Origin of the sequence: Pseudomonas sp. IT-93MI4 (assembly GCF_949767635.1) — a bacterium.
Taxonomy (GTDB): domain Bacteria; phylum Pseudomonadota; class Gammaproteobacteria; order Pseudomonadales; family Pseudomonadaceae; genus Aquipseudomonas; species Aquipseudomonas putida_A.
Window position 1 is genome coordinate 351,188 of the sequence record NZ_CATKPP010000011.1, and the last position, 25,650, is coordinate 376,837.

The 25,650-nt window shown below is 55.5% G+C and carries 28 protein-coding genes; 10 read left to right on the plus strand and 18 right to left on the minus strand.

The window, feature by feature from the left end:
- Nucleotides 1-8: 8 nt before the first annotated feature.
- Complete coding sequence (locus ACM6I7_RS08785; RefSeq protein WP_007966910.1) at nt 9-479, minus strand: hypothetical protein; 471 nt, start codon at nt 477-479, stop codon at nt 9-11.
- A 401-nt stretch (nt 480-880) separates the two neighbouring features.
- Here ACM6I7_RS08785 and ACM6I7_RS08790 point away from each other — a divergent pair, with 401 nt between their 5' ends.
- Together ACM6I7_RS08790 and ACM6I7_RS08795 are read left to right on the plus strand one after the other, a co-directional pair.
- On the plus strand, nt 881-1,156 hold the full coding sequence (locus ACM6I7_RS08790) for a hypothetical protein (protein ID WP_027612961.1): 276 nt from the start codon (nt 881-883) through the stop codon (nt 1,154-1,156).
- Between the two features lie 46 nt (nt 1,157-1,202).
- The gene (locus ACM6I7_RS08795; RefSeq protein WP_095666879.1) at nt 1,203-1,439 is read left to right on the plus strand and encodes a DUF2789 family protein; all 237 of its coding nucleotides are present in this window, start codon (nt 1,203-1,205) and stop codon (nt 1,437-1,439) included.
- 6 nt (nt 1,440-1,445) lie between these two features.
- Here the strand turns inward: ACM6I7_RS08795 and ACM6I7_RS08800 are convergent, their stop codons facing one another.
- The 3 genes from ACM6I7_RS08800 to ACM6I7_RS08810 form a co-directional block, all read right to left on the minus strand.
- Nucleotides 1,446-1,646: a hypothetical protein gene (locus ACM6I7_RS08800; protein WP_007966907.1), complete on the minus strand. Its 201-nt coding sequence runs from the start codon at nt 1,644-1,646 to the stop codon at nt 1,446-1,448.
- Nucleotides 1,647-1,758: 112 nt separating this feature from the next.
- Nucleotides 1,759-3,363, minus strand: a complete 1,605-nt coding sequence (locus ACM6I7_RS08805; RefSeq protein WP_414888372.1) for a methyl-accepting chemotaxis protein — start codon at nt 3,361-3,363, stop codon at nt 1,759-1,761.
- Nucleotides 3,364-3,588: 225 nt separating this feature from the next.
- Nucleotides 3,589-3,993, minus strand: a complete 405-nt coding sequence (locus ACM6I7_RS08810) for a TraR/DksA family transcriptional regulator (protein WP_003225981.1) — start codon at nt 3,991-3,993, stop codon at nt 3,589-3,591.
- A 415-nt stretch (nt 3,994-4,408) separates the two neighbouring features.
- Here ACM6I7_RS08810 and ACM6I7_RS08815 point away from each other — a divergent pair, with 415 nt between their 5' ends.
- From ACM6I7_RS08815 to ACM6I7_RS08825, 3 genes are all read left to right on the plus strand, one after another.
- A complete protein-coding gene (locus tag ACM6I7_RS08815) occupies nt 4,409-5,317 on the plus strand; it encodes a MurR/RpiR family transcriptional regulator (protein WP_007966905.1) in 909 nt (302 codons plus the stop codon).
- 61 nt (nt 5,318-5,378) lie between these two features.
- Entirely contained in the window at nt 5,379-5,984 is a 606-nt protein-coding gene (locus ACM6I7_RS08820; protein ID WP_414888373.1) for a glutathione S-transferase, read from the plus strand.
- Nucleotides 5,985-5,986: 2 nt separating this feature from the next.
- Complete coding sequence (locus ACM6I7_RS08825) at nt 5,987-7,093, plus strand: DNA alkylation repair protein (protein ID WP_414888374.1); 1,107 nt, start codon at nt 5,987-5,989, stop codon at nt 7,091-7,093.
- Between the two features lie 131 nt (nt 7,094-7,224).
- Here ACM6I7_RS08825 and ACM6I7_RS08830 read toward each other — a convergent pair whose 3' ends face one another.
- Complete coding sequence (locus tag ACM6I7_RS08830) at nt 7,225-8,118, minus strand: LysR family transcriptional regulator (RefSeq protein WP_285374171.1); 894 nt, start codon at nt 8,116-8,118, stop codon at nt 7,225-7,227.
- A gap of 139 nt (nt 8,119-8,257) precedes the next feature.
- Between ACM6I7_RS08830 and ACM6I7_RS08835 the strand changes: the two genes are divergently transcribed.
- From ACM6I7_RS08835 to ACM6I7_RS08850, 4 genes are all read left to right on the plus strand, one after another.
- Nucleotides 8,258-9,202 (plus strand): alpha/beta hydrolase, encoded by a 945-nt coding sequence (locus ACM6I7_RS08835; RefSeq protein WP_414888375.1) that lies wholly within the window; start codon nt 8,258-8,260, stop codon nt 9,200-9,202.
- A gap of 143 nt (nt 9,203-9,345) precedes the next feature.
- The gene (locus tag ACM6I7_RS08840) at nt 9,346-9,966 is read left to right on the plus strand and encodes a tyrosine-type recombinase/integrase (RefSeq protein ID WP_414888376.1); all 621 of its coding nucleotides are present in this window, start codon (nt 9,346-9,348) and stop codon (nt 9,964-9,966) included.
- Between the two features lie 783 nt (nt 9,967-10,749).
- A complete protein-coding gene (locus ACM6I7_RS08845; RefSeq protein ID WP_414888377.1) occupies nt 10,750-12,318 on the plus strand; it encodes an AAA family ATPase in 1,569 nt (522 codons plus the stop codon).
- A gap of 2 nt (nt 12,319-12,320) precedes the next feature.
- Complete coding sequence (locus ACM6I7_RS08850; RefSeq protein WP_414888378.1) at nt 12,321-13,160, plus strand: HNH endonuclease; 840 nt, start codon at nt 12,321-12,323, stop codon at nt 13,158-13,160.
- 356 nt (nt 13,161-13,516) lie between these two features.
- Here the strand turns inward: ACM6I7_RS08850 and ACM6I7_RS08855 are convergent, their stop codons facing one another.
- From ACM6I7_RS08855 to ACM6I7_RS08870, 4 genes are all read right to left on the minus strand, one after another.
- The gene (locus tag ACM6I7_RS08855; protein WP_414888379.1) at nt 13,517-15,466 is read right to left on the minus strand and encodes an AAA family ATPase; all 1,950 of its coding nucleotides are present in this window, start codon (nt 15,464-15,466) and stop codon (nt 13,517-13,519) included.
- A 357-nt stretch (nt 15,467-15,823) separates the two neighbouring features.
- Nucleotides 15,824-16,483, minus strand: a complete 660-nt coding sequence (locus ACM6I7_RS08860) for a DUF2931 family protein (RefSeq protein ID WP_414888380.1) — start codon at nt 16,481-16,483, stop codon at nt 15,824-15,826.
- The gene (locus tag ACM6I7_RS08865) at nt 16,483-18,024 is read right to left on the minus strand and encodes a T6SS phospholipase effector Tle1-like catalytic domain-containing protein (protein ID WP_414888381.1); all 1,542 of its coding nucleotides are present in this window, start codon (nt 18,022-18,024) and stop codon (nt 16,483-16,485) included. The genes ACM6I7_RS08860 and ACM6I7_RS08865 overlap by 1 nt, the downstream gene beginning before the upstream one ends.
- Nucleotides 18,025-18,161: 137 nt before the next feature.
- On the minus strand, nt 18,162-18,524 hold the full coding sequence (locus tag ACM6I7_RS08870; protein ID WP_414888382.1) for a DUF6124 family protein: 363 nt from the start codon (nt 18,522-18,524) through the stop codon (nt 18,162-18,164).
- Nucleotides 18,525-19,032: 508 nt separating this feature from the next.
- Here ACM6I7_RS08870 and ACM6I7_RS08875 point away from each other — a divergent pair.
- Entirely contained in the window at nt 19,033-19,572 is a 540-nt protein-coding gene (locus tag ACM6I7_RS08875; protein ID WP_414888538.1) for a thioesterase family protein, read from the plus strand.
- Nucleotides 19,573-19,810: 238 nt separating this feature from the next.
- Here ACM6I7_RS08875 and ACM6I7_RS08880 read toward each other — a convergent pair whose 3' ends face one another.
- The 9 genes from ACM6I7_RS08880 to ACM6I7_RS08920 all read right to left on the minus strand — a co-directional run bounded on the left by ACM6I7_RS08880 (nt 19,811) and on the right by ACM6I7_RS08920 (nt 25,574).
- On the minus strand, nt 19,811-20,290 hold the full coding sequence (locus ACM6I7_RS08880) for a GNAT family N-acetyltransferase (RefSeq protein ID WP_414888383.1): 480 nt from the start codon (nt 20,288-20,290) through the stop codon (nt 19,811-19,813).
- 13 nt (nt 20,291-20,303) lie between these two features.
- Nucleotides 20,304-20,519 (minus strand): DUF4287 domain-containing protein, encoded by a 216-nt coding sequence (locus ACM6I7_RS08885; RefSeq protein ID WP_150368900.1) that lies wholly within the window; start codon nt 20,517-20,519, stop codon nt 20,304-20,306.
- A 125-nt stretch (nt 20,520-20,644) separates the two neighbouring features.
- A complete protein-coding gene (locus ACM6I7_RS08890) occupies nt 20,645-21,538 on the minus strand; it encodes a tetratricopeptide repeat protein (protein ID WP_115990539.1) in 894 nt (297 codons plus the stop codon).
- Between the two features lie 203 nt (nt 21,539-21,741).
- On the minus strand, nt 21,742-22,290 hold the full coding sequence (locus ACM6I7_RS08895; protein ID WP_285376287.1) for a cytochrome b: 549 nt from the start codon (nt 22,288-22,290) through the stop codon (nt 21,742-21,744).
- Nucleotides 22,291-22,460: 170 nt separating this feature from the next.
- Entirely contained in the window at nt 22,461-23,039 is a 579-nt protein-coding gene (locus ACM6I7_RS08900; protein WP_097090290.1) for a LysE family translocator, read from the minus strand.
- Between the two features lie 68 nt (nt 23,040-23,107).
- On the minus strand, nt 23,108-23,947 hold the full coding sequence (locus tag ACM6I7_RS08905; RefSeq protein WP_027611739.1) for a helix-turn-helix domain-containing protein: 840 nt from the start codon (nt 23,945-23,947) through the stop codon (nt 23,108-23,110).
- 72 nt (nt 23,948-24,019) lie between these two features.
- A complete protein-coding gene (gene arsH / locus ACM6I7_RS08910) occupies nt 24,020-24,718 on the minus strand; it encodes an arsenical resistance protein ArsH (RefSeq protein WP_098964416.1) in 699 nt (232 codons plus the stop codon).
- A gap of 12 nt (nt 24,719-24,730) precedes the next feature.
- Nucleotides 24,731-25,201 (minus strand): arsenate reductase ArsC, encoded by a 471-nt coding sequence (locus ACM6I7_RS08915; protein ID WP_103368888.1) that lies wholly within the window; start codon nt 25,199-25,201, stop codon nt 24,731-24,733.
- Between the two features lie 25 nt (nt 25,202-25,226).
- On the minus strand, nt 25,227-25,574 hold the full coding sequence (locus tag ACM6I7_RS08920; RefSeq protein ID WP_095136524.1) for a metalloregulator ArsR/SmtB family transcription factor: 348 nt from the start codon (nt 25,572-25,574) through the stop codon (nt 25,227-25,229).
- Between the last annotated feature and the right edge of the window lie 76 nt (nt 25,575-25,650).

Sequence of the window (25,650 nt, forward strand, 5' to 3'; positions counted from 1 at the left end):
ACCACCGATCACTCGCTGGCCTTGAACGTGATCAGTTCGCCCTTGCGCCACTTCGCCGCTTTACCGGTAACGGCTTTCAGGGTCTTGGTCAGGCCTTCCTGCAGTTGCTGGTGCGCGGCAAACACCGTCACCACGCTGTGGCCTTCCTTGAACAGGATCGCGTGACCGTCCGCTGTATCGACAAAGGCGTAGTCGCCCAGGCCGTACACCGTGAGTTTGATTTCGCGAAAGCGGATGTCCATCTTGCCGCCTTCACGGCTGGGCAGCACGGCCGCGCTGAAATGATCGCCGACCTTGAGCTTGAGCCCCGGTTTGTCATCGACCACCAATGCACTTTCGGTATCGATCTCGGCCACGTAAATGCCTTCGGCGTTCTGTTCGGTGATGTAAACAAAACGCGATTGAAACAGCTTGACCAGCTTTGCACGCAAATCACCCAACACGAACAAAGCATGCATATCGAGATTACTGACTGCCAAAGAAACATCCCCACATCTGAAAAGTACCCTGCGCCAAAACGCGCACGGCAAAAAAACGGCCAGGCCGATGCTGTTACCGAATGACTTCAGTACACCTGAAACAAGCGGAGCGCCCATACATCACAAGTTCGCAAGACTACTGGAAAGTCAGACGAGAAACTTGCCTCGATGTTCGCCAGGCCTTGAAGGAAAAATCTCCATTGAAGCGCAACGAAGACGGACTACAAACTTTAGGGAAAAAACTGACGAAAAAAAGCCCTTTTCCGACATATCGCCGGTAAAAAATTGCTTTAGATAGGCACCTGTCGCCAGCAGACACTGGCGATTCTAGAGCAGCGATGCTGCTTCCGACTACCCGAACCGACCTGTAACCGTCGGCTATCTCATGAAAAGGACTTCATATGTGCACTCTGACTCACTTTGCCCAGCCCTCCAAACCAGTCATGGATACGCCTTTCGTGCTGCACGGCACTGATTTGCCGGAACTTGCGCAATACGCACAAAGCGTTCAGACCCCACGATTTCAGGTGGTCCCGGCAGGTAACGCGTTCTTTCATATCAAGGAATCTTCCACCGGTCGTGTAAGAGGTTTCCGCGAAGACCACAACGAAGCGTGCGCCCTCGCCCGCTTGCTTGAATCACGGATCGAACTCTTGTCCAACGGCTGCCTCAGATAAAGAGCGAGCGACAGCGCCATTCCGGCACACGCAAAAGGAGTACACGATGGAACTGCCTGCATATGATCTGAAAACCCTGTTCGACCAACTGGGCCTGCCATCGGAAAACGGGGCCATCGACGATTTCATCGAAGCGCATCCGCTGGATGCCAACACCAAGTTGATCGATGCCGAGTTCTGGACACCGCAACAGGCGCAACTTCTGAAGGAGTGGCTGCGCGCCGACGGCGAAGAAGCGGTGATGGTCGATGAATTGAACGTACGCCTGCACGACGGACGTTAATAAATGTCAGTGCAGGCTGTCGCCAGGCTCGGCCATCAGTTGCGCGAGCCAGGCAGCCTTGCACTCCTCCGCCTCGTCGCGACTGGCGAACGCGGTGCCACGCCGCTCACCATTGAGCAACACCACCCAGCAGACGCTCTGGCCCATCGCGCGCAATCCGGCGGGCACACCACTGCCAATCATCACCGCGACATCGACTCTGCACATACTGACCTCTCGATTTCATTAGCTACCTAACTAACGGCCATGTTAATGACTTCATCGCAGAGGAAACAGCAACGCCCGTGCACAGATTCATTGCGCGAGCGGTAACAATCGATCAGCGCGGATTCTCCGGTTTATAACCCAGGCGCAGTCCGCCCCAATGCCGGCCCTTGACCATGATCGGCACCGACAAGTCGTGCATCAGCTCCCCGGTGTCACGGGTGTAGGTCTGCAGCAACACCGCCTGTTGATGGCTGCCGCAGCGGATCCCGGTGCGGTCGGCGAACTTGCGTTTGGTACGATTACCCACCGCGTCGATCTGCTGGTCACCAGTCAACGGCTGACTGAACGCCAGGTTGTGCGTCGGCACATAACCCTGCTGCGTGCAGGCAATCGCGAACACCAACCCCTCATGACGCGGCAGTAACGGCTCCTGGATCGCCGGCAGCACCTGATCGGTGTAGCGGTCGAAACGGGTCTGAAACTTCGCCGGCTGCGTCCCGGGAATCGGTTGATATTGACGGTCGAACAAATCCTCAAGACTGATCCGCCCCTGCTCGACATCCGCCTCGAACCGCGCCGCAATCTGACTCGCGCCCTCACGCGCCAGGTCATAGACGCGCTGGTGATAGTCATCCAGACCGACTTCGGCCAGACGCTCGCTGATGGTTTCCGCCTGCCCTTCCATCTGCACAGCGGCCTCGGCCAGGCGTCGGGTTTGTTGATCGCTGATCGCCAGATCACTGCGCATCTGCTCGATGGCCTTGAACAGACTGTCGAGCTGCTCGCGATTGGTTTCCGCGCCACGGGCGATTTCACCGACCTGGGTTTCCACCCCAGCCGCCAGCCGCGCGATGTTTTGCAGATGCTGGCCGGTGTTTTCAACTTGTTCGACACCGATCTGCAGATCGCTGGAAAGCTCGCGGATCTGCTCCACCACTTGCGCCGTACGCTGCTGAATGTCGGCAACCATCTCCCCGACTTCGCCGGTCGCCGAGGCAGTCCGCGCTGCCAGACCGCGCACCTCATCCGCCACCACCGCAAAACCACGGCCATGCTCACCCGCCCGCGCCGCTTCAATCGCCGCGTTGAGGGCCAGCAGATTGGTCTGGCTGGCGATGGACTGAATCACCAAGGTCACCCGCTGAATGTCGTCGCTGCGCAGGCTCAGGGCTTCGATCAGCTCACGGCTGGCATTGGCGCGTTGACTGAGTTGATGCATGCGTGCAATCGAATCCACCAGTTCGGTGCGCCCCGCCGCGCTGCTGTGATGCGCCTCGCTGGCGGCGTCCAGCGCTTCACGACTGAGCTGCGAAGTGGCGTGTTCGGTGGCGATCATCACTTCGGCGTTGCTGACAATCTGCGCCGCCGCGTCGAGTTGCGATTCAAGTTTGCTCGCCAGTTGCTTGACGGAAAACGCCACACCGGCAGCTGACAGTGCGTTATGACTGGTGGTGTAGGAAAGATCGCGGGTGAGTTCGGCAATCGCGCTACCTGTATCGACAGACGCAACATCGGCGACGGCACGCGAGCGCAGGCGCGGCAGCCAGACAATCAGCACCGCCAGCGGCATGCCGATGTACAGCGACCATCCACCCAGCGTCATGCCGGCGAGCAACAGCATCAGGGCGATGCTTTGCAGGGCCGGAGCGATCCAGCGTTTTTTCGGCAACAGCACTGGTGCGGGCAAAGCCCCAACCAGAGATCCATCTCTCGTCATTTCAACACCCCACGCTTGTTCTCATTGTTTTGACTGCATTAAACGCCACTAGAACGCCATTATCCATGGTCCGTTAGTCGTGGAGTCTGCAGCAGGTCAATGGAACGACGCGCAAAATATCGCAGACGAGCAAAAGCAAAGATCGCAGCCCCGTCAGCTCGTGTAGGAGCTGCCGAAGGCTGCGATCTTTTGCAGGCGCCCCCGATTCAGGGGGCAGCCATGGAATCAGGCCTGACGCTGGTGCTTGTCGATCTGCTCGTGACGCTCTTGAGCTTCGATGCAGTACTTGGTGGTCGGGCTGATCAGCAGGCGTTTCAGGCCGATGGCCTCGCCGCTGTCGTCGCACCAGCCAAAACTGTCTTCCTTGATGCGCTCAAGGGCTTGTTCCAGTTGCGGCAGCATGCGCTGGTCGCGATCGATCGCGTTCACCAGCCAAGTGCGCTCTTCTTCAACCGAAGCCGCGTCCGCCGGGTCGGCCGGAGTGTCCAGGCTTTCGATGGCGATACGGTTTTGCTCAATGCGCTCGTGGGTTTCGACTTTCATGTTCTGCAACAGCTCAGTGAAGAAAGCGTGTTGCTCGGCATTCATGTAGTCATCTGCCGGCATGGCCAGCAACTTGTCCTTTGTCATTGATATCTCTATAAAAAAACGTGCATTAAGGCGAAATAGGGAGCGTTCCGGCGAACCGTGTCCGGTCGACGAAAAGGCATCGTTTATTGCAAACGCCACCCGGCACTCAATTTACGAAGGGGCGGCAGTCTAAGGCTCGTTTGAGGCCTCAGCAACTGTAAATACCGGGAATTTGTCCGACAACAGCCGTAAACGGGTCTGACACAGGCTTCATGGCGGTCATCGGAGTGCGTTTATAGCAAGAAATTCAGTCCAACGGCTGTATATAGAAGACAAACGGCTAACCGCTGGCGTCTCATCGCGATTTTTTTCTACTCCCGGTGCATCGTTTCAGCCAAGCAGAACCGCAAAAGCCCTCCTAACATCAGGCACAACCCAGCACTTTGTGTGATTTGATCAGCCTGAAGGAAGACTTATGCCCCGCCCCGATCTGCCGGCCAACGACGAGCGCCCCCTCGCCAGCCCCCCGATCAATGCCGAGCGTCTGCTGCAACTGATCACCGACGAATACGACACCCTGCCGCGCCAACTCAAGCGTATCGCCAGCTACATGAGCCAGCAAAGCGACCGGATCATGGTCGATCGCATCAGCGACATCGCCCGGGAATGCGAGGTGCATCCGTCCGCCATCGTACGTTTCTCGCAACGCTTCGGCTTCAGCGGCTTCAGCGAAATGCAGGCGCTGTTCCGCGCCGCCTACACCCACAAAGCCTCGCCGGTGCACAACTACCAGCAACGCATCCGCAGCATGATCGCCAACCAGTCGCAACAAGCCAGCGACGGCGACCTCGCCCGCGAATGCATCGACGCCACCCGCTCCGGCATCGAACGCCTGGGCCGCGAACTCGACGACGTCGCGTTCGAAAAAGCCGTCGACCTGATCGTCAACGCCGACAACATCTATGTCGTCGGCGTGCGCCGCTCTTTCGCCGTCGCCGACTACCTCGTTTACAACTTGCAACACACTCACAAGCGGATTCACCTGGTTTCCGGGCTGGGCGGCAGTTATCGCGAGCAGATGCGCAGCGTGCGTAGCGGTGATTTGGTCATCGCCATCAGCTTCACCCCCTACGCCAAGGAAACCCAACACTGCCTGCGCTACGCCCGCCAGCAACAGGCCAACACCCTGATCCTCACCGACAGCCACCTCTCGCCATTGGCCAAAAACGCCAATAGCCTGCTGCTGGTGAATGAGGGCAGCGCATTGGCGTTTCGTTCGCTGAGTGCGACGTTGTGTTTGTGTCAGGCGTTGTTCGTGGCGGTGGCGTATCGGCTGGAATTGAATGTGGATGAGATTCACGAACAAGCCGGGTTTGACGACTGACATTTGCCTCAGGCTCGGCTAGGTTATGCCTTCCCACCGGTTCGACTTGAAGGAACGCGTCATGAAACTGATCGGCATGCTGGACTCCCCTTACGTGCGCCGCGTGGCGATCTCCGCCAAACGCCTCGGCATCGACCTCGAACATGAATCGGTCTCGGTGTTCCGCCACTTCGAGCAATTCCAGCAGATCAACCCGGTGGTCAAGGCGCCCACGCTGATCCTCGATGACGGCGTGGTCCTGATGGACTCCACACTCATCCTCGACTACCTCGAAGCCGTCAGCGGCAAAAGCCTGCTGCCGACCGACCTCAAACAACGCGCCCACGCCCTGCGCCTGATCGGCCTCAGCCTCGCCGCCTGCGAAAAAGCCGTGCAGCTCTACTACGAACGCAACCTGCGCCCGGCCGACATCCAATACCAACCGTGGGTCGAACGCGTCGAGGGCCAACTCGCCGCCGCGTTCACCGCCCTCGAACAGGAACTGGAAAAAACCGGCCTGCCCACCGACGGCACCCTCACCCAGGCCGGCATCAGCCTCGCCGTGGCGTGGAGTTTCACCGACCTCGTCGTCCCCGACCAGATCGACACCCGCCGCTACCCGCACATCGCCGAATACACCGCGTACGCCGAAACCCTCGAAGCGTTCGTCAGCACCCCGATGACCTGACCATGAGCACCACCGACACCGCCGCCCCGGCGTTAAAGGAAATCTTCAACGCCGAACGCCTGCAACACATCGCCAGCGAAATGAGCGCCGTGTACCCGGCGTTCAAGGCCAAGGCGTTTCTCAAGCACGCCAACCAAGGGCTGGCGGAATTGTCGGTGATGCAACGCATGGCCCGCGTCAGCGAAAGCCTGCACGCCGTGCTGCCACTGGACTACGAAGATTCCCTCGAAGTCCTGCGCGAACTCGCCCCCCGCCTCAACAGCGGATTCGTCAGCATGTGCCTGCCGCACTACGTCGCCAGCTACGGCGGCCACGCCTTCGATACCTCGATGCAAGCACTGAAATACTTCACCACCTTCGGCTCCTCCGAATTCGCCATCCGCCACTTCCTGCGCAGCGACCTCGAACGCTCGCTGGAACTCATGCACGACTGGACCCAAGACCAAAACCACCACATCCGCCGCCTCGCCAGCGAAGGCACCCGCCCCCGCCTGCCCTGGTCATTCCGCCTCGAAGCCGTGCAAGCCAACCCGCAACTGACCGCCGGCATCCTCGACCGGTTGAAAGCCGACGAGAGTTTGTACGTACGCAAGTCCGTGGCGAACCATCTGAATGACGTGACCAAAGAGCATCCGGAATGGGTGCTGGACACGATTGAAGGCTGGCCACTGGAGAACAAACACACGGCGTGGATTGCCAAGCATGCGCTGCGCAGCTTGATCAAACAGGGCGATCTGCGTGCGTTGACGGTGATTGGCGCGGGGGCCAAGGCTGAGGTTGAGTTGCTGGACGTGCGGGTTGAGCCGGCGGTGGTTCGGTTGGGTGAGGCGATTACGTTGTCGTTTACAGTGAAGTCGACAGTGGCGCATGAACAGCGGTTGGTGATTGATTATGCGATTGACTATGTGAAGGCGAATGGCGGGGTGTCGGGGAAGGTTTTCAAGTTGAAGACGGTGGTGTTGGCGGGGTTTGGGGAGGTGGTTGTGGGGAGGCGACAGGTGATTCGGGATTTTACGACGCGGAGGCATTTTTTGGGGCGGCATGGGGTTAGGGTTTTGGTTAATGGGGAGGTTTTGGGGGGTGCTGCGTTTGAGCTCGTCGCTGATTGATACTGCTAATAGATTCCGTTGATCTGGCAGTGCTCGGGCTGATAGGGAATTACGGATGGGGCTACTTTCGGCCAAAAGCGGTCGTACCCAAGCGGCAGCTTTCAACCCAAAGCATACACCGCAAATCGCCGCTATTCCTTGTGGCGCAACACATCGACAAGCAATGAAAACGCGGGCGAAGCGTGGCGGCGGCTTGGGTAATAAAGATGGTAAGGCTCGAAGGTTTTACGCCAGCTCCCTAGAACTTCGACCAGATCTCCGGATTCCAGCGATTCGCGGAAGTACGCCTGCGGTAGGTAGGCGAGGCCGAGTCCGGCCATAGCAGCATCACGTACGGAGGCGATGCTGTTCGTGACCAATGAACCTTCCACTTTCACGCGTTGCTCTTTTCCCGCTTTTGCGAATAACCAAGCGAAGTGTTCGCCGTGTGTGGGCAAGCGCAGGTTGATACAGGAATGCTCGGTGAGGTCGTGTGGATGTCTGGGCGGCGGCTTCCGGGCAAAATACGCCGGTGCACCGACCACAGCCATCGGATGCGGACCACTGATCCGCACCGCGATCATATCCCTCGCCACCAGGCCGCCGCGACGAACGCCGGCATCAAAGCGTCCGCTGACAATGTCGCTAAGGCCATAGTCAATGGTCAGTTCGATGCGAATGTCCGGATACTCCGGCAGGAAGCGCGCAATCGCCGGTTGCAGCACGCTGTGCACTGCATACTCGTCAGCGGTCAGGCGGATCGTCCCGGCGGGCTTGTCTCGGAGTGCAGTGATCTGCTCCAGCCCGGACTCGATCTGACCCATTGACGGGCCGATCAGAGCCAGGAGCCGTTCGCCGGCCGGGGTGGGCGAAACGCTGCGCGTGGTGCGCGCGAACAGCCGTAGGCCAAGTCTTTCCTCCAGCCCGCGGATGACCTGGCTCAGCGCCGATTGCGAGATGCCCAGACGCGCCGCGGCGCGCGTGAAGCTGGCCTCCTCGGCCACGGCAAGGAAGGCCACTAGATCTTGCAGTCGACGCCCGTTCATTGATTAGTCAGCCTTATGATGGAATTCATATTTTGACGGATTATCAACAGATTGGCTAAGTCCTATCGTGTGCGTCACGCCGACGACCGGCGAACGCGTGAAATCACGAATCCATCGACAACTCTACGAGGAGTCAGCCATGGCCAACGCCATCGAAACCGTCAACATCCGCAATCCGGGCATGGCCTGGGACATCGTCGCGAACATCCATTTCCCACCGGGTTTTGACAAGACAAAACAATATCCGGCCATCATCAGCGCGCACCCCATCGGCAGTTGCAAGGAGCAGACTTCGGGCAACGTGTACGGCGCCGCGCTTGCGAAGGAGGGGTTCGTGGTGATCGCCTTCGATGCCAGCTACCAGGGCGCGAGCGGCGGCGAGCCACGCCTCATCGAAGATCCGGGCCAGCGAGTGGAGGACTTCCGCCAAGTGACCGATTACCTAGTCACGCTGCCCTACGTGGATGCCAATCACATCGGCGTGCTTGGTGTGTGCGGTGGTGGCGGCTATTCCATCAGCGCGGCGAAGTCCGAACGCCGGATAAAGGCGGTGGTTTCGATTACCGGAGTCAATTTCGGAAGAATGAGCCGCGAGGGCTTCGGTGGCTATGATCCTATCAATACGCTGGAGGCTATCGCCCTACAGAGAACCATCGAAGCGCGTGGCAGCAAGTCGCGTGTGGATGACGTGCTGCCGCCTTCGGTAGACGCGGCCAAGCAGGCAGGTGTCACGGACATTGATGTCCTGGAGGCCACCGATTACTACAAGACTTCGCGGGGCCAAGCCGCTCACGGACTGACGAGCTTTCTATTCTCGCGTCGAGCGGCCGCACTGGATTGGGATGCGTTCCACCTTGCCGAAATGTTGCTGACCCAGCCGTTGTTAGTCGTGATCGGCGACAGACCTGGCGGTTTCGGCGCCTATCGCGACGGCCAGGAAATTTACGGCCGCGCGGCATCGAAAGCCAAGGAACTGCTCGTGCTGCCGGATACCTCACACTACGAGTTGTATGACCAGCCGGAAGCCACCGCGAAGGCGCTGGAAAAGGTCGTGCCGTTCTTCAAGACGCACTTGGCCGTCTGATGGACTTATGCACCCGCCGCTTTTCCGCGGCGGGTGCATGAGCGTAAAAGTCGGGCACGCGGCATTGGTCGTCTGCTTCTGGCCGGTTAGCGACCCTTCCTCTGGTCAGCCATCCTTGTCCTTCGACACGTGGAGGACTCGTCATGAACATCTTTGCTACCTGCTGCCGCCAGCCTTGGAACAAAGGGAAACTGGTCGGGCAGAAAGCTCCACTCAGGCTGAGAGATATCTGGGCCATCCGGGTAAGGCTGCAGATTGCAGAACGAACCCGTGATCTTGCGCTCTTCGATCTGGCCATCGACAGCAAGCTTCGGGCCTGCGACTTAACCAAGCTTCGTGTACGCGACGTCGCCCATGGCGAGCACGTATCACCACGCGCTATGGTGATGCAGCAGAAAACGCTGCGGCCAGTGCAGTTCGAGATCACCGAACAAACACGGTTTGCTATCGCGGCCTGGATACACCAGGCCCAACTCCGGAGCGAGGACTGCCTTTTTCCGAGCCAGCGGCATACCTCAGACCATCTATCAACACGTCAATACGCACGTATCGTCAAGGGCTGGGTGGAAGCAGTTGGCCTTGATCCAGCCATGTACGGCACTCACACAATGAGGCGTACCAAGGCATCGCTGATCTATCGCAGGACGAAGAATCTGCGAGCGGTTCAACTGCTGCTTGGCCATACTAAGCTGGAGAGCACCGTTCGATATCTGGGAATTGAAGTCGACGATGCCCTAGAGATGGCGGAACAGACCGAGGTTTGAATATGCATAGCGACGGTCGAGCCCTGACCGTCGCTAACCGGCCAAAAGTGGACGGTGGGTCTATGAAGCGAAATCATCTCATTGGCACTCATAATTAGCTGACCAGTCCCTTGGAAAAGTTTTCTACGGCAAAGTCCACAAATGCACTTTCCTTGGGCGCATTTGCCTACTGCTAGGCCAAACGACGTGACAGGTACTATCACCTGTAAGGCTGTTAATAAGTACCTTTTCAAAACGAGATAGTTACGGCGGCCACGGGACAGCAATTCTCATTACCTGTTGACTTGACCCTATACACCGGCAATGCTGGCACCTGGCCAATTTTGTGCGGTTGAAAGGATTCGATATGAACGACACTCCAAAGATAGCAACTGACGAGAGTGAGCAAGCAAAAATGGTGACTTTGCCTCCCAAACAGAGCAGGGACAAAGAAGCAGAAAGCATACGAGCCCTGTCTGCTAACGCGAGCGCCAGTTCGACTAACAAAACCAACAGAGTAGCCCGAATTCTAGACCGTTATCCCCAAACCCGTGCACACATTGCAGCATGTTTCAAAGTCTTTATATCGACGACTAACTATCGCTCGAAAATTATCCAAAACTGCGACAGCTGCACTTTATATCTAGCAATGGCGCCGTGATATTCCGGCATTATATCGACACATGTACAGCCCTAATCATTTCATGAAGCCGACTATTGTATCGATAGATCGCATGATGGCTTTTTAAAACATTAATTGCGAGCAATGATGCGTTGCTAGCACGGACATTAAGAGGATAGGCGTTGAAATTCTATTTTGAAATCGCCCCCCCATTTACGGGCGAACCGTTCTGCTTAATTGTGGGAGATTCTTGGAATGACTGGTTCAAATGGCATACCATGTTCAAAGCGTCAATAGTGGTCGGTGTTAACCAGTCAGTTACTTTAGGGTTCGTAAAGATAGCTAGACGAGGCATGTTAGAAACAGCAGGAATCACCGTGCTACCCCCTTTCTTCGATGATCTAGGAGGCGAGTTCTTTTCTCTAGGACAAGATGAGAATTATTATGAAACTCTAGTTTCCTTAGGCGACTCCATACGTGAAAGCTATTTAAAAGGCATTCGCGATAGCGCTTTCAACTTAGATATCCTAGCCGAACATGAAGGTGAGCCAGTATTTCGTGACTCATTGCTTAGGGATGTCGACATCAATAGAGTAAAAGAGCGTTTTAGTTTTTTGGCCAAAGCTGAGATGGTGCTCACACCATATTCTTTTGAATATGCATTTCCTGAAGATCCAGTTGCAATAACACCCGCACCGATATTAAAGTTTGAGGTTGTCCCGAGGTCATTGCCTTCTACCAATACCCACGTAATCATCGGGCGTAATGGGGTAGGCAAAAGCCGGTGTTTTGATATGCTCGCTAGGTCATTTCTGGACATCCCCAATGAAGATCCGGATTCCCCTAGTGGGCAGTTACGCAGCAGAAAATTCCCTCCTATACCATATAGCAGCAACGCACGTAGTCTAGGGTTTGCCGGACTTGTCGCGGTTTCATTCAGCGCTTTCGATTCAAAAGGCCCTTTGGGCGGAAGGGTATCAGGCAATACTCTTCCTTATCAATATATTGGATTGATCACTCGTGAACCACTGCCAGGTTCTCCTATAAATTCACCGCCTCTACCTGAGCCGCGAGTAAAGGGAAGCTCTGAGCTTGCAGTCGAATTTGCTAACAGCGTGCTTGTTTGTTTGGATGGTGTTCGCAGGGATCGCTGGAGGACGGCTTTGAGCACATTGGAGTCTGATCCGCTGTTTGCAGAAATAAACGTTTCCCAATTGTCAGAGGAACCTAAGGAGGAAATTGAAGCGGCGGCAAAAAGATTATACAAAAACTTAAGCTCCGGGCACGCTATCGTCATCCTTGCTATAACGAGACTTGTGGAACTGGTTGAGGAAAAGTCATTAGTTTTAATCGATGAGCCCGAGTGCCATTTACACCCGCCACTACTGTCGGCGTTTATACGCGCACTTAATGATCTTTTGGTCAATCGTAACGGAGTGGGAGTAATTGCCACTCATTCCCCTGTTGTTTTACAAGAAGTTCCAGCGAGCTGCGTCTGGAAGCTTTCTCGATCAGGCCATGAAGTAAGTGCAGAAAGGCCAGAAATTAAGACTTTTGGCGAAAATGTTGGTGTATTGACGCGTGAGGTTTTTAATCTTGAACTTACTCAAACTGGCTACCACAAAATAATTTCACAGAAAGCAGTTGGTCGTACATATGAGCAAATAGTGGCAGAGTTCGATGGTGAGCTAGGTGCTGAGGGTAGAGCATTAGCCCGCACATTGAGTCTCATATCTGACGCGGACGTATAAGTATGCGGACATTGCCAAAACCGAATTTCAGCTACTCTGAGGTCATTAATGCTTGCATCCTTGGAACCAAGGATCTTGGACTAGAGGCCCGACTCCGCAGCATTGAGGGCTCTCTCGGAGTTACAGCTTCAACATATGACACTCGAGGCGCTACTCAAAGTCTTTATTTATTCCAGCAAGTTACATCCGTTGGAACTGTAACGAAAGATGAGCTTGAGGCGATGTACTCCACGCATCTGAGTGCAACTCGCGGTAGCGCTAGAAAATACTATAATGCTATACGAAGCTCCTCAGCGAAATGTCCTTTATGTGGCATTGGAACGGTTACTGTTCTAGATCACCACTTACCTAAATCCAAATATCCAGACTTGGCAATATGTCCAACCAATCTCATTCCGGCCTGTGACTTTTGTAATAATGCAAAAAAAGCAAAATCGCCGAACACAATGGGCGAGCAAAGCCTTCATCCATACTATGATGACTTCTCTAAGGAACAGTGGATTTCGGCGTCGTTAAATATAGTTGGCCCTCCCACGCTAGAGTACTTTGTTTCGCCCCCTAGCTATTGGGACGAAATATCAAAGCAACGTGTGGCGCGGCACTTTAGTGTCGTAAAGCTCGGTTATAATTATATGACAAACGCAACTGACGACATGGTCACTCTGCGAAGTCCCTTGGATCGTATGTATACCAACAAAGGGCCCGACGCAGTTCGCCAGTACCTTGCTGATGAAGCTAGCCGCTACATCGGCAGAGTAAACAGCTGGCAACATGTCATGTATCAAACCCTAGTTAAAAATGAACAGTTTATTAATGGAGGATTTTATGAGATACCTGTTTAATTGCCGCTATCGGCCATAAGGATATATAGGGCCAAGCGCAGAGCCAGCGTCCACTGGTTTCAGCAGTGTGAATCGACACTGGTTTCATAGGCGTCTTCGATCATCTGTAAAGCGCAAGAAGCAACCCTGATGAAAGCCGCTTTATGGCTGTTTGCTGCCCTCAATTAAGGGCAGCTATAGGTCGAAAGCCGTCACTCGCGAACGTCCGCTTCTGGCCGGAAGCAGACGCTAGCGACTGGCAGCAATTGTCCAAAAGCAGACGCTCAACCATCAGTAATCTACCTGCTGAAAATCGGCAAATGTGACCATTCATTATTTCCGGCCGGCATTCTCTTTGCCGGAAAGTTGTTAGTCGGTCAGGTTTTTTGTTTGATACTGCGAGCTTTTCTAACTGTTGGAAATAAAAAATCAGTGAGCTCAGTCATCCAGGGAGGAATTTCCATCACGTCCGCGATCTCCGTGTATTTGAGCGCAAATTTAACCTTGAATTTAGGGAGGTTGAATAACTCCTCCATATTGCGCTGCTCGGTTGTACGCAAGTCGAACGCCAATGCCGCAGGCAAGTCTTCATGCTCGTGATTAATCGCTTCCAAAAGTGGGGTAACGAAATCCCCGAAAACTGGATCCCTTTCAAAGCTTCTAAGCGTACTTATAAAATCTTTTGGGATGAGGGTGTCTTCGATTACCGTAGGAGGATGATATTCAGTATTGCTGGTAGACTTAAGCATGGTTTTGCTTTCGTCAATATCGTTGTGAATTCTTTTCATTCGAATTTGGCTTATGGAGTCATTGGCATCATATTTTTCAAAAGCCTTGTCAGTATCTAACAACAAGAAAACCTTCCCTTTGATATCCTCGCGATGATCATCAAGAGCCATTTCTAAATATCTAAATATTTTTTTAACGTGTTTAGATCCGCCCACTGGGAGTATGAATAGTTTCTTTCTAGATAAATAAAAATCAAGATAGATTTTGTCGGCAGACCCTTCGCAAACAATCCATCGATAATCCTTGCCTGTTATTGAGGCTATCATAGACTGAACAAGATCATTAAGCCCTTTCAGTTCAATGTCCGAAGGTAATTTTCCTTGTGTCGTCCTCCTAAGCTTTGCGATATCTTCTCTGAAACATCTCAAGTCAATCATAACTAGTTCGTTTTCAACTTTCGGGCAATAGATAGCTACGCCATCTGAAACAATAGGCATGAATCCATACCAGTGAGTTGTAACAATTGTTTGGACGCGAGATTGAGAAATGTCTTTTAGCTTTTCGAATTGCTCAAAGCATGCAGAAACATGCAGTGATAGTTCCGGCTCGTCTATGGCAAATATAACACTATGTCCTCGAGTATCCTTTGTTTCCAAAAGAAATGCTCTCGCAATATCGATCAGAGCTTGTCTTTTTTCGCCAGAGCTTAAGTTGTTAACGGGAACGCTATCTTTTCCAACCGTTTTGGTTAGAATTTTACTATCAAAGAAAGCTTCTATTATTTTTTCTGTTAAGTGTGACTGGTTAAACAGGTTTTGCTTCTTTGCTGGTTTTTTGTATTCGTAATTCTCGAGTGTGTGGGAGACCTCCAGTAAGAAAGCGTTTAGCTTATGGTTGATGTCATTGACTGTTGCTTTTTTTACTATGTTTCTTACTATTTCCTCGATTTTTGTTCCCAGCAGTGCTTGAACCGTTTTGCTTTCTATCTTTGTGTATTCTTTAAAGTTAATTTCAGATGGGACATAGATGTATTGATAGGTGGTTTGGACGTAATAAAATAAGGCATCTTGAAAGCCCGACCAAAAATCCTCATTTTTAAGAGCTCCAAATTTTTCTAATGACTCAAATATCGAAAAGTAGGGAATGGGTGTTGCGCTAGCTGAGGTCTTCATTAAGCCCAAGGGTAGAAGATAATAGCTGTCAGCGTCGTAGCCTCCATTTAATAAAGCGTCTCTGTTTGTGCAAAATTCACTAACAGGTTTGGGTGAAGAGCTAAATTCCTGGGGGGTTGCTGACCACACTATTTCGTTTATCGCATTAACAAATTCGTCATGCTCCTCATACTCAAATTCGAATGAACCTTTTTTTATGAGAAAAACAGGACATATGTACGGTTCTCTTTCGACGTACCCTTTAGTCAGGCTGTGATTAAGATTCCATTCTGTAGAGTTGAAGAAGCTATCAAGAGCTTCAAGAACCGAGCTTTTGCCCGATCCATTTTCACCTACTATTGCTGAAAACATACTTCCGTTTGAAAGAGGCACGTAGTTTATATTCTGGTATGTTTTGTAGTTTCTCAATAGCAGGCCTACGATCATGCGCTACTCCTTGTTAACGTGCGGTATCAGCATGCTAGCAGAATGTCCTAAGAAAGCGATTTCATCCTCTGGAAGCTCTTGTGACACCTACGTTAGTCTACGGCAGCGTATGGCTCGCGGCCTGAGCAAAGTATTCGTTGGGTAGTCGTACCCGCATGGACTGCCTTCGTTAACATAACTGTCTGTGGGGTAGGCGTAATTTAATAGTCACCATTTGCTGTGTGCGGCCACTCACGAATGACTGCTAATGGCCGAAAGCGGACTTTCGTTGAACCCGACATTGACTCGGTATCTGTCAAATATGATTACTCAGAACAAAGCCGCTGAAGACGGACAAGAGAAGTGTCTCCTGCCTGTCTACTGCCAACTCCCGTACGGTATGCCGAATTTATCGATATAACGCTTGGACTTTTCGCTGACGGGATACGCATATCGCCCTTGGTTCTTTCCTTGGCTAGGCCCCAGCGGTTCGACCTCTGCCTGCGCTCTGGCGACTTTGACAGGGCGATGGCACTCGTCCCGAACAAAAACTTGTACAACGCCCCCAGGAGCCAATCCCAGATAAATAGATGCGCTGTAGCTGGCCTGTTCCTCGGGTGTTTCCGGGCACCGCTGACTGACCGATTGCGCCATCAGCTGCCTCGCCTCTTCAGGCACATCCACCCAAACCTTATAGGTCTGCGGCTCGACAATGGATTGCCAGCGCACGTAAATGCGTTTGGGCAAGCCAGCGCCAATCACTGGTTTCGCAGCCGCGCCTACCGCATGCCAACCGCGCGCGGACTCTTTACCATTTTCTGGCTCCCCGCCAGCGGCCGTCCCTCCTCCCGTCCGCGTGAATAGCTTGCCGTTTATGTCTTCGACGGCACTGTCCTCAACCCAAACCTTCATGTAATAGGGTTCGGTGAACGCAAGCTCCCACGAATCGGATTTCGGGTCGTTTTTCGCCGATAAGGAATCAGCAGATTGGCATCCAGCCATGAATAATGCGCACAGCAGAGTTACAAGAACTTTCATCACCAAAGCGTCCAGTCGGGTACGTGGGGGTGTTGCACACGGATTGAGTCCTCCGTGGGGGCATTGATGTAAACCGCATTGATGCCGCTGCCGTCCCTTCGACCAAGTGGATGGTTCCAGTTGGCGGACGTGTGAATGTACTTGAGTTTGAGCAATTGTTCTTCTTGCGGTGTGGTGCTGTAGTTACCTGCTAAAAACCGATCACACATGGCTTGAAGCTCTGGGGGAATGGCGAGATCCGGAGTGTCTGGAATGTCGTTGAAACGAGCTCCCTTTTCTTTCGCCAAACGATGCATCACCCGCAGATAGACCCTGGATAACAAACCACTCACGGGGCGTTTGAGTTGAAGTGCTGCGTACACGCGCTTCTGCCTTGGACTCAATCTGTCCTGTGGGCTATCCGGCATTGATAACGCCTCAGGTGTTACGACTTCGAGCATGTCAGCAGGCCAGCCTTTAGATAGCCATTGGCTTTTGGCATTAACGGCATCGCGATAAATCGAGGTAGTGGTCACATCTGTATTTAGAGACACGATGAGTGTTTGCATAGGCGTGACAAGGACACACTCCTCTGCCTCCTCCAGGTAACCGCCACCAATGTCGGAATGCACACCCGGCAGGGTAATTTCCAAGTGATCTGCTTTGACACGACTGAGAGCGAAGTTGGCCCGGCATTCATCTCGGGCAGACAATTGGACGACATCGGTAAAAAAGCGGCGATCCAGATAGAGTTTGATGCCCGTCGCAATGGAGCTTTTGATGTTCCCCAGATTGGACCAACCTGCAATTGAGGGAACGGTATCGAACAAGCCAATAAAGCCCACATTGATATCGCTTTTGTATTGGTCGATAAACTTGGGGCTGAAGGCTCTGGGTAGGTTACGCAGGACTGTACCCAGCGGCCCGCGGCTAGAGCGGACAAGCTCATTGGCAAAATGGCGAGCAGCCGCAGCGCCGCGACTGAACCCAAATACATCAAAGGTCAGGGAACTGATTTCACTGCCCGGGTTATCGACCAAAACTCGGCTGATCGTTTGTTGAATTTTTGGGAACGAGGATTCGACTCGCCCTGCTACACCCGTTTCTCCACGACCGGTGCCAGCGCCGAACTTGCTGTCTTCTTCACCCGCTCGTGTGCCGATGCCTTCGATATAGATGACACGTGAAGTGCTCTTATGTAATCCCTCTCCTACAGCGTCTGGTACGGCGTCATACAAGTCGCTCAGCTTTTTCACATTGCTGACATCGTTGCCGTAACTGCTATCCGGATCACTCATGTAAGGCATGCAACTCGCAGGAATATCCTGCGGCGCAATCGGATGCTGCGCACCACACAGCAACCCTGCTGCCGTGTTATTCGCATTGTTGCCAGTACCATCAAAGAAAACCCCAATCCTCAACGCAATCCCGATTTTCTCAGGCTCGCGCGCAGGTTCTTTCCCGTGTTTCTCGTACTCAGCCCAACGCTGGGCATGAATATCGACGGGTTTGGCTTCTTCGTAGCGGTAGTTTTTCGGGGGGTTGGGAACGTAGCCACTCAATCCTTGATTCCTTGTTCTGATCCTTGAAGAACGGGCCGAAGGGTGACAGCCGAGACGTGGAGGCGCAAGGCGTGGCTCTCTGCCAGCTCGGTTGAATTGCTGGGTGCGACGAGGGTTTGGCTCGTCGCACGGGGTGGTTATTGGGCGATTTCGACGTTGTCGAGAGCCTGGTTTACGGCGAGTTCGCCGAGCATGACGACCTGGGCGATGCCCAGTGCGGTTTTGCGGTGGGAGGTGTCGAGTGTGGCGGCGAAGTTGTTGAGCATTTCGCTGGCGGAGCCGAGGGTTTCGCTGGCGTTGGCGAGCAGGGATTCGGTGTCGCACTTCGGATTGGCGAGGTACATGGGTTCGGGTTTGTGCGGGCTGGCCATGATTTGGGTGGCCGGGGACAGGTAATGGTCGAGGGCGCGTTCGGCGGCTTCGTGGAGCTTTTTGGAATCGAGGGATTCGTAGGGCGATGCAAGGTCGGTTTCTGGCGGGTTGGGTGTTGGTTTGATCATGGTGAAGCTCCTGATTGTTCATTAGGAGCTACCAGCATCACTTGCAGATGATGGGTGGCAGCTGTGCGCGGGTCTGCAAGACCGGGAAACCAGGAACCCGGCAGACCCGAAGGTCTCCCGCACAAAGCTGCCATTTTGTGGACGCGAACGAGCGTCCATTTGGCGTAGCCATGCGACTGGTTTTCCGGCGGGCTTGCAGACCCGATCACTGATGAGCAGTGACAGGAATCAAGGTACGGAGGGCGCGCCAGACGCACAAGCCGGCGGATTCTGGCGTACTCGTAGGCGATGGCGCAAGGCGTTGTAGGGCTTCGGTGGTAACGGCAGGCTTCGTTTAAACACCGCGATTATTTCCTGTTGATCCGTCGGTTGAACGGGCTACCGATCCAGCACCCACCCGGCAATGATCGGAATGCACTGTTCCGTTCAAAAAAGTCATTTACGCACCTTCCTCGCCATCGCCCGGCTCGCTAGAGTGCAGCGCTCTTTTCAACTGGCTGACGTACTGATGAATCTGTGGTTTCGACTGCTCTGCATGCTTTTCCGCCGACCGTGGCGCAAGCCGGTCAATGCGCTGGAATCCACCGTTATCCGCATGCGCGTGTGGCCGCTGGATCTCGATTTGAATCGGCACGTCACCAATGGTCGCTACTTCACCATGGCTGATGTCGGGCGCATGGATTTTGTGTTGCGCAGTGGCGCGTTTCGGGTGGCGCTGCGCGCTAAAGCGTTGCCGATCGTTGGCGATACCTGGGGTAAATTTCGGCGTGAGCTGAAGCTGTTTGAAGCGTTTGAAATTCACAGCCGGATGCTTGGCTGGGACGATAAATGGAGCTTCATGGAGCATCGCTTCGTGAGCAAGGGCCGGGTGATCGGCGTGGTGGTCATGCGTGGGCTGTTTCGTTCGGCGAAAGGCACGATTGCGCCGGGTGAGTTTGTCAGGGCGTTGGGGTTGCCTGAGCAGTCGCCCGAGATGCCGGAGTGGCTGACGTCGTGGTCGGCGAGTTGTGATCTGATGAGTCGTCAGCTCAGGGGTGAGGAGGTTTGAGTGATTGGGTGCCTGGATGATCGTGTTTATGGATGCAGTACGGTGTCGTTTGGGCTGGCGTCTTCGCGAGCAAGCCCGCTCCCACAGGTTCGCGGTCAGGCTCGGGAACTCGTTTTGACTGGGCTGGCGTCTTCGCTAGCAGGCTAGCTCCCACAGGTTCTGCGCAAGGCTCGGGAGCACGTCTGGCCGGGCTGGCGCCATCGCGGGCGAGCCCGGCTCCCACAGGGATTGGGGATGACTAATCTCGGTGGCGGGTCATGTTGATCAGGGCTGCGCGTCTGCCGCCCGGTGCCGGGCGTTCTTCGATGGAGAACGGGACGAAGCCGAGTTTCGGGTAGAGCAGCAACCCAGCGGTGTTTTCGTTGAAGCAGGACAGCTGCACTTCCCTGGCCTGATACTTTTCAAAGCCGACTGCAGTCATGGTTTCGACGATGTAGCGCGCGACGCCCTGGCCACGGGCGTAAGGCGCGACGATGACGTTGCCGATGCAGCAGATGCCGTCGTGCTCGGCACGGTAGAAGTTGGCGAAACCGACGAACTCGCCGTTGGCCAGAAAAGCCGTGGAGTCGAAGCGCTGGCTGATCGCAGTGTGCATTTGTTCTTCCGTCAGCGGGTAGTGCGCTTTCGGGAACATGAAGAACAGCTCTTGTTCGCCTTGCGGAAAGCTGCAGAGGGTGTTGACGTCGTCGGCCGTCACTGGCCGGTGGGAGAAATTCATCGCTGCCCTGCCCTCACTTTTTGCCTGCGGCCAAATGGTGCGCGACCAGCGCGTTGGCATGGCCGTGGCCCATGCCGTGTTCATCCTTGAGCCACGCCACCAGTTCCATGTGTTTCTTGTCGGTGATGCCGGCGAGCAGGTTCAGCCAGTGATCGATGGGCTGGCCGTATTTCTTTTCGATGGAGGGGAAGTACGACGCCGGGCCTTTTACCTTGTTGTCTTCGCTCATGCTGCAAGCTCCCTTGGGTCACGACGGAGGGTCGGCGACGCTCCTTGTCGGCAGGTCATAGAGTGGACGCGAGACGCTGTTCCGGCAAGTGGCCCATATAGGCAGTTCGGGATACGCCGCAGGACTTATTTTCTTGATAGCGCCCTGAGTCGTTCCCTTTCGGTCAGCCCGTCTGTCCTGACGCTGGCGATGGTCGCGTGATTCTTCTGCTCTGGCGGCAAAATCGGATCACCAGGAAATCGGTAATCGCTAAAGCCTTGCAAGACCTTTTGGTCGATCACGCTGCTGCCACAGCTTTGCTGCAGCGAGATCACTGGCACTAACGAGCCGGGGGCGTAAATCAGCTCGAGGAGCACTGGTTTGCGCTCGGGGGTCGCCAGTTTTTCTTGCGCCAGACGTTCCTCGACCTCTCGCATCTTCTCTCTGACGCCGGACTGCACCTGACGGACGTAAATCTTGTTGTACTGCTGTTGTTGCTCGGTCGTCATTACCACGCCTTTGGCGCGCAGGCGTTGGAGGTTGTCCCAGGCGCTGGCATTGAAGTAGAGCTTTAGCGCACCTTGAAGATCCTGCGGGCCACCTCTGCCGTTTTCCAGGAAATCGGCCACTTTGAGTTCCATTTCGGTATTGCCGGGTTCGGCGATGGAACGCTGATAAAAATCCCGTGCCGCCACCAGATCCACCGGCCCGCCGACACCCGCTGCAGCCATGTCGCCAAGTCGGCTATAGACATTCGGCGCTCTTCGGGCCACCGACTCATAGATATCCTTGGCCTTGCCGACGTCCTGCGGCACACCTCGGCCCTGTTCGTACATCTGGCCGAGAATCACTTTGCAATTGGCGTTCTGGGTACTGAGATAGCGAATTTCAGCGACTTGCTGCTCGCTCATCGACGCTTGTTTGAAGTAGTTGGCGCAGCGGAAAGAGGGAAATTCCTGATCCGCAACCTGAAGATGGTTAAGGGATTTACAGCCTGCGATGAGGGCGCTGAGCGCCAGTAGAGCAACAACCTTGTTCATGAACGGCATCCGTTGAAATCGTGCAGATTTCATCGGCAGGCAGATGCAAAACCTAAAGCCCGAGCACTCAAACACACAACAAAAACCTGTGGGAGCGAGCTTGCTCGCGAAGGGGCCGTGTCAGACGCCATCATCAGTGGCTGACACACCGCTTTCGCGAGCAAGCTCGCTCCCACAGGGATTGGGGTTGAAGGAGATCAGGGTTATTCCGTGCGGCCCGGCAACATTCGCACCAGCGTGTTATCCCGCACCCAGTAGTGGTGAAACAGCCCCGCTGCCGCGTGCAAGCCGATCAGCCAGTAGCCGGCGCTGCCCAGCGTTTCATGCCAGTACTTGAGCTGTTTGGCGAAGTCCGGGTTGATGGCGACTGGTGCCGGGACGTGGAAGCCGAAGTACGGGAACGGTTTGTCGGCGGCGGCGAGCATCAGCCAGGCGAGGATCGGCGTGGCGATCATCAGCACGTACAGCGCCAGGTGCATCAGGTGCGAGATGCCGGTCTGCCAGGCAGGCGGTTTGGGGGTGATCGGCGGGCGTGGGGTCAAGCGACCGAGCAGGCGCACCCAGACCAGGACGAAGATGCTCGTGCCGAACAGGCCGTGGAATCCCATCAGCAGGCCGCGCGCTTCGCTGCCCTTGGGCATGAAGCCCTTGATTTCGACGCAGGCGTAGACGCCAACAAACAACGCCAGCATTAGCCAGTGCAGGGTGATTGAGAGTTTTCCATAACGGGTGACGGCGGTGTCGCGAGTCATAAAGTGCCTCGTGATTGTCGTGAGCGACGGTCTCGTCGCAATGGCAGGGCGAACCGATTGCACCACCCTGCCCTTGCAGCTTCAAGACCCTGCAGATTGCCCGCTCATTATCCTCACTTCACCTGCAAATTTTGTGAAAAAAACTTCGCTATCTCACTCAACGCATCGCCTCAGTTGTGCAGCAACGCAGCGGCGGATGACACCACCAGCAACACCGCCAGAATCCGGTTCAGCCACTGCAACTGCGCCGGATTGCTCAACCAGCGCGCAGCACCGCGACCGAGCAACGCCCACAGCGCCAGACACGGCAACGACACCAGAAAGAACGCCAGGCACAACGCGTTCAAGCCCTGCCCTTGCGCGGTAAATACGCTGATCACCGCAATCGCCATCATCCACGACTTGGGGTTGACCCATTGCAACAGCGCGGCGCCGAGCAGGCCCAGTTCGGCTTTTTCCTCGCCGGCAGCGGGATCGATGGCGGTGGCCGGCGCGGTGAAAATCTGCCACGCCAGCCACAGCATCCAGCCCATCCCCAGCGCACTGATCACCGGGCGCACGCCGGGCAGCATCAAGGTGCTGGCACCCGCACCGGCCACCCACACCAGTGACGCAGCGCCCGCCCCCGCGCCGAGAATGATCGGCAGGCACGGCCGCCAACCGCGTCGGGCGCTGGTGCTGAGGACGATGAGGTTGGTCGGCCCCGGTGTGATCGAGGCAACGAAGGCAAAGAGGATGAACGCAAGCATGGTACGGCCCTGTAGAAAGTCAGGGCCTACTCTGGCGGTTGCGAAGTGTGGCGGTCTTGAACGTTTGTTCAGCGTCGAAACGTGCCAATAGCGCGTTGCTGATAGGCGCCCGGCGTGATGCCGTAGGCACGCACGAACCAGCGGCCCAAATGGCTCTGGTCGGCGAAGCCGAGGCGGCTGGCGACTTCCACTGGCTGCATGCCGGCCGCAAGCATTTGCCGGCCACGACTGAGGCGCAGCTGGATCAGCCACGCGTGCGGCGCGAGTCCATAAGCAGCCTTGAACGCGCGGGTCAGGCGAAAGCGGTCGGTGCCGCAGACGTCGGCCAGGGTTTGCAGGCTGATGTCCTGCTCGTGGTAGGCCACCAGGTAATCGCGTGCCTGCCGGGCGATCAATGGCGCACGGTTGGCAGCGGTCGGTTGCGGTCGCCGGTACAGGTGAATCGCCAGTCGTTCGAGCAACGCATCCAGTGCCACATCGCGCACCATGCGCACGTCCTGCTTATGCAGCGCATTGAAGGCAAACAAGGTGGCCCGGGCCAGTTCGGGATCATCGTTGAGCACACTGCCGATCCCCGGCAAGCCGCTGCCGTAGCTGCCCAGATGCAAACCGTCCAGCGCCTGCTCCAGCCATGTCGGTTGCAGATAGAGCATGCGATAGGTGAAGCCGTCCGGGCTCGGCGCATCGCCGTCATGGATGTCGCCGGGTTCAAGCATGAAGACCTTGCCCGGCGTGCTGTCATGCCGCGCCCGACGGCTGTTGAAGCGCTGCACGCCTTGCTCGGTGAAACCGATCAAATACGTTTCATGCCAGTGCGGATCGTAGGCGTGCGCGTGCCCGGCGAAATGCGCGTGCAGGGTTTCGATGCCGGTTTCCCGGTCGCGGGCAAGGTCGATCCAGTTGCTCATGGCGTGCGTACAGTGGTGGGCTGGGGCCAGTAATCCACAATTGGCGGGTTGAGGCTAGAAGGTTTGTGCATTTCAGATCGAGCGCTGATTGACCCGCGCCATCAGTTGCTCAGCACTTTCCTTGCGCTCGGAATAGCGATCCACCAGAAAATCCTGGCGCTCGCGCAGCAGCACGGTGAACTTCACCAGCTCTTCCATCACATCAACCACGCGGTCATAAAACGCTGAAGGTTTCATCCGCCCCGCCTCGTCGAATTCCGTAAAGGCCTTGGGCACCGAAGACTGATTAGGGATAGTGAACATGCGCATCCAGCGCCCCAGCACGCGCAGTTGATTGACCACGTTGAACGACTGCGAACCGCCGCAGACCTGCATCACCGCGAGGGTTTTGCCCTGAGTCGGACGCACCGCGCCGAGCTCCAGCGGAATCCAGTCGATCTGTGCCTTGAACACCGCCGACATCGCACCGTGACGTTCCGGCGAACACCAGACCTGACCTTCCGACCACAGCACCAGCTCGCGCAGTTCCTGGACTTTGGGATGGTCGACCGGGGCGTCGTCAGGCAACGGCAGACCGGACGGATTAAAGATGCGCGTCTCGGCACCGAAGTGCTCCAGCAAGCGTGCGGCCTCCTCCACCAGCAGACGGCTGAAGGAGCGTTCGCGGGTCGAACCGTAGAGCAGCAGGATGCGTGGTTTGTGTTCGTGCGAAGGTGATGTGATCCGGCCTTCGAACAGGCTGTGATCAAGATTGGGCAGGTGCTCTGACATATGTCCTCCGGCTCAGAGGGAGCCGATGCGATCCAGTTCGCGCTGAAGCTCAACGCGGCTGAGTGATTTGAAAGGAAGACCGAGGAAGGTTGCGCAGCGGCGCTCGATGATCGCCAGCGTGGCACGGAACGCGGCATCCACTGCGGCCTCGTCACCGCTCACATCAGAGGGATCTTCCAGCCCCCAATGGCATTTGATCGCCGGGCCGAAGTACACCGGGCAGGTTTCGCCGGCTGCCTTGTCGCAGACGGTGATGACGATGTCCGGCGGGTTGCCTTCAAAGGCGTCGTTGCCTTTGCTGTACAAACCGTCGATAGCGATACCGGCCTGTTGCAGCGTCGTCAGGCTGCGCGGCAACACCTGGCCTTTTGGGAAACTGCCGGCGCTCACCGCCTCGAAACCCTCGCGTGCCAGATGATTGAACATGGCTTCGGAAAGGATGCTGCGGCAACTGTTGGCCGTGCACATGAACAGGACACGCATGGATAGCTCCGGGGATATTTGAAATTCAGCAGCACGCGGTTTCGCGGGCAGGACGGCCGTCCATGTTGTGCAGGCGACAGGCATTGTCCTTGAGCCAATCGGCGTTGGCCGTGGCCGTGACCTTGAGGATCTGGTGAACCCAATCCGGCAGATCCGGGTTGAGCCGGTAATAGACCCACTGACCCTGACGGCGATCGAGCAACAACCCATTGCTGCGCAGTTGCGCGAGGTGGCGGCTGATTTTCGGCTGGCTGTCGTCGAGGGCGCACATCAGCTCGCAGACACACAGCTCACCCTGCTCGGCAATCAGCAAAGTGGCGCGGACACGGGTTTCGTCGGCCAGGCTTTTGAACAGTTCGGTGGGGGTGAGCATGGGGGCGGGCTCGAACATATGGAAAACCGAATATACGGATATCCATATATTATTCAACCCCGGATGCGATCCCTTG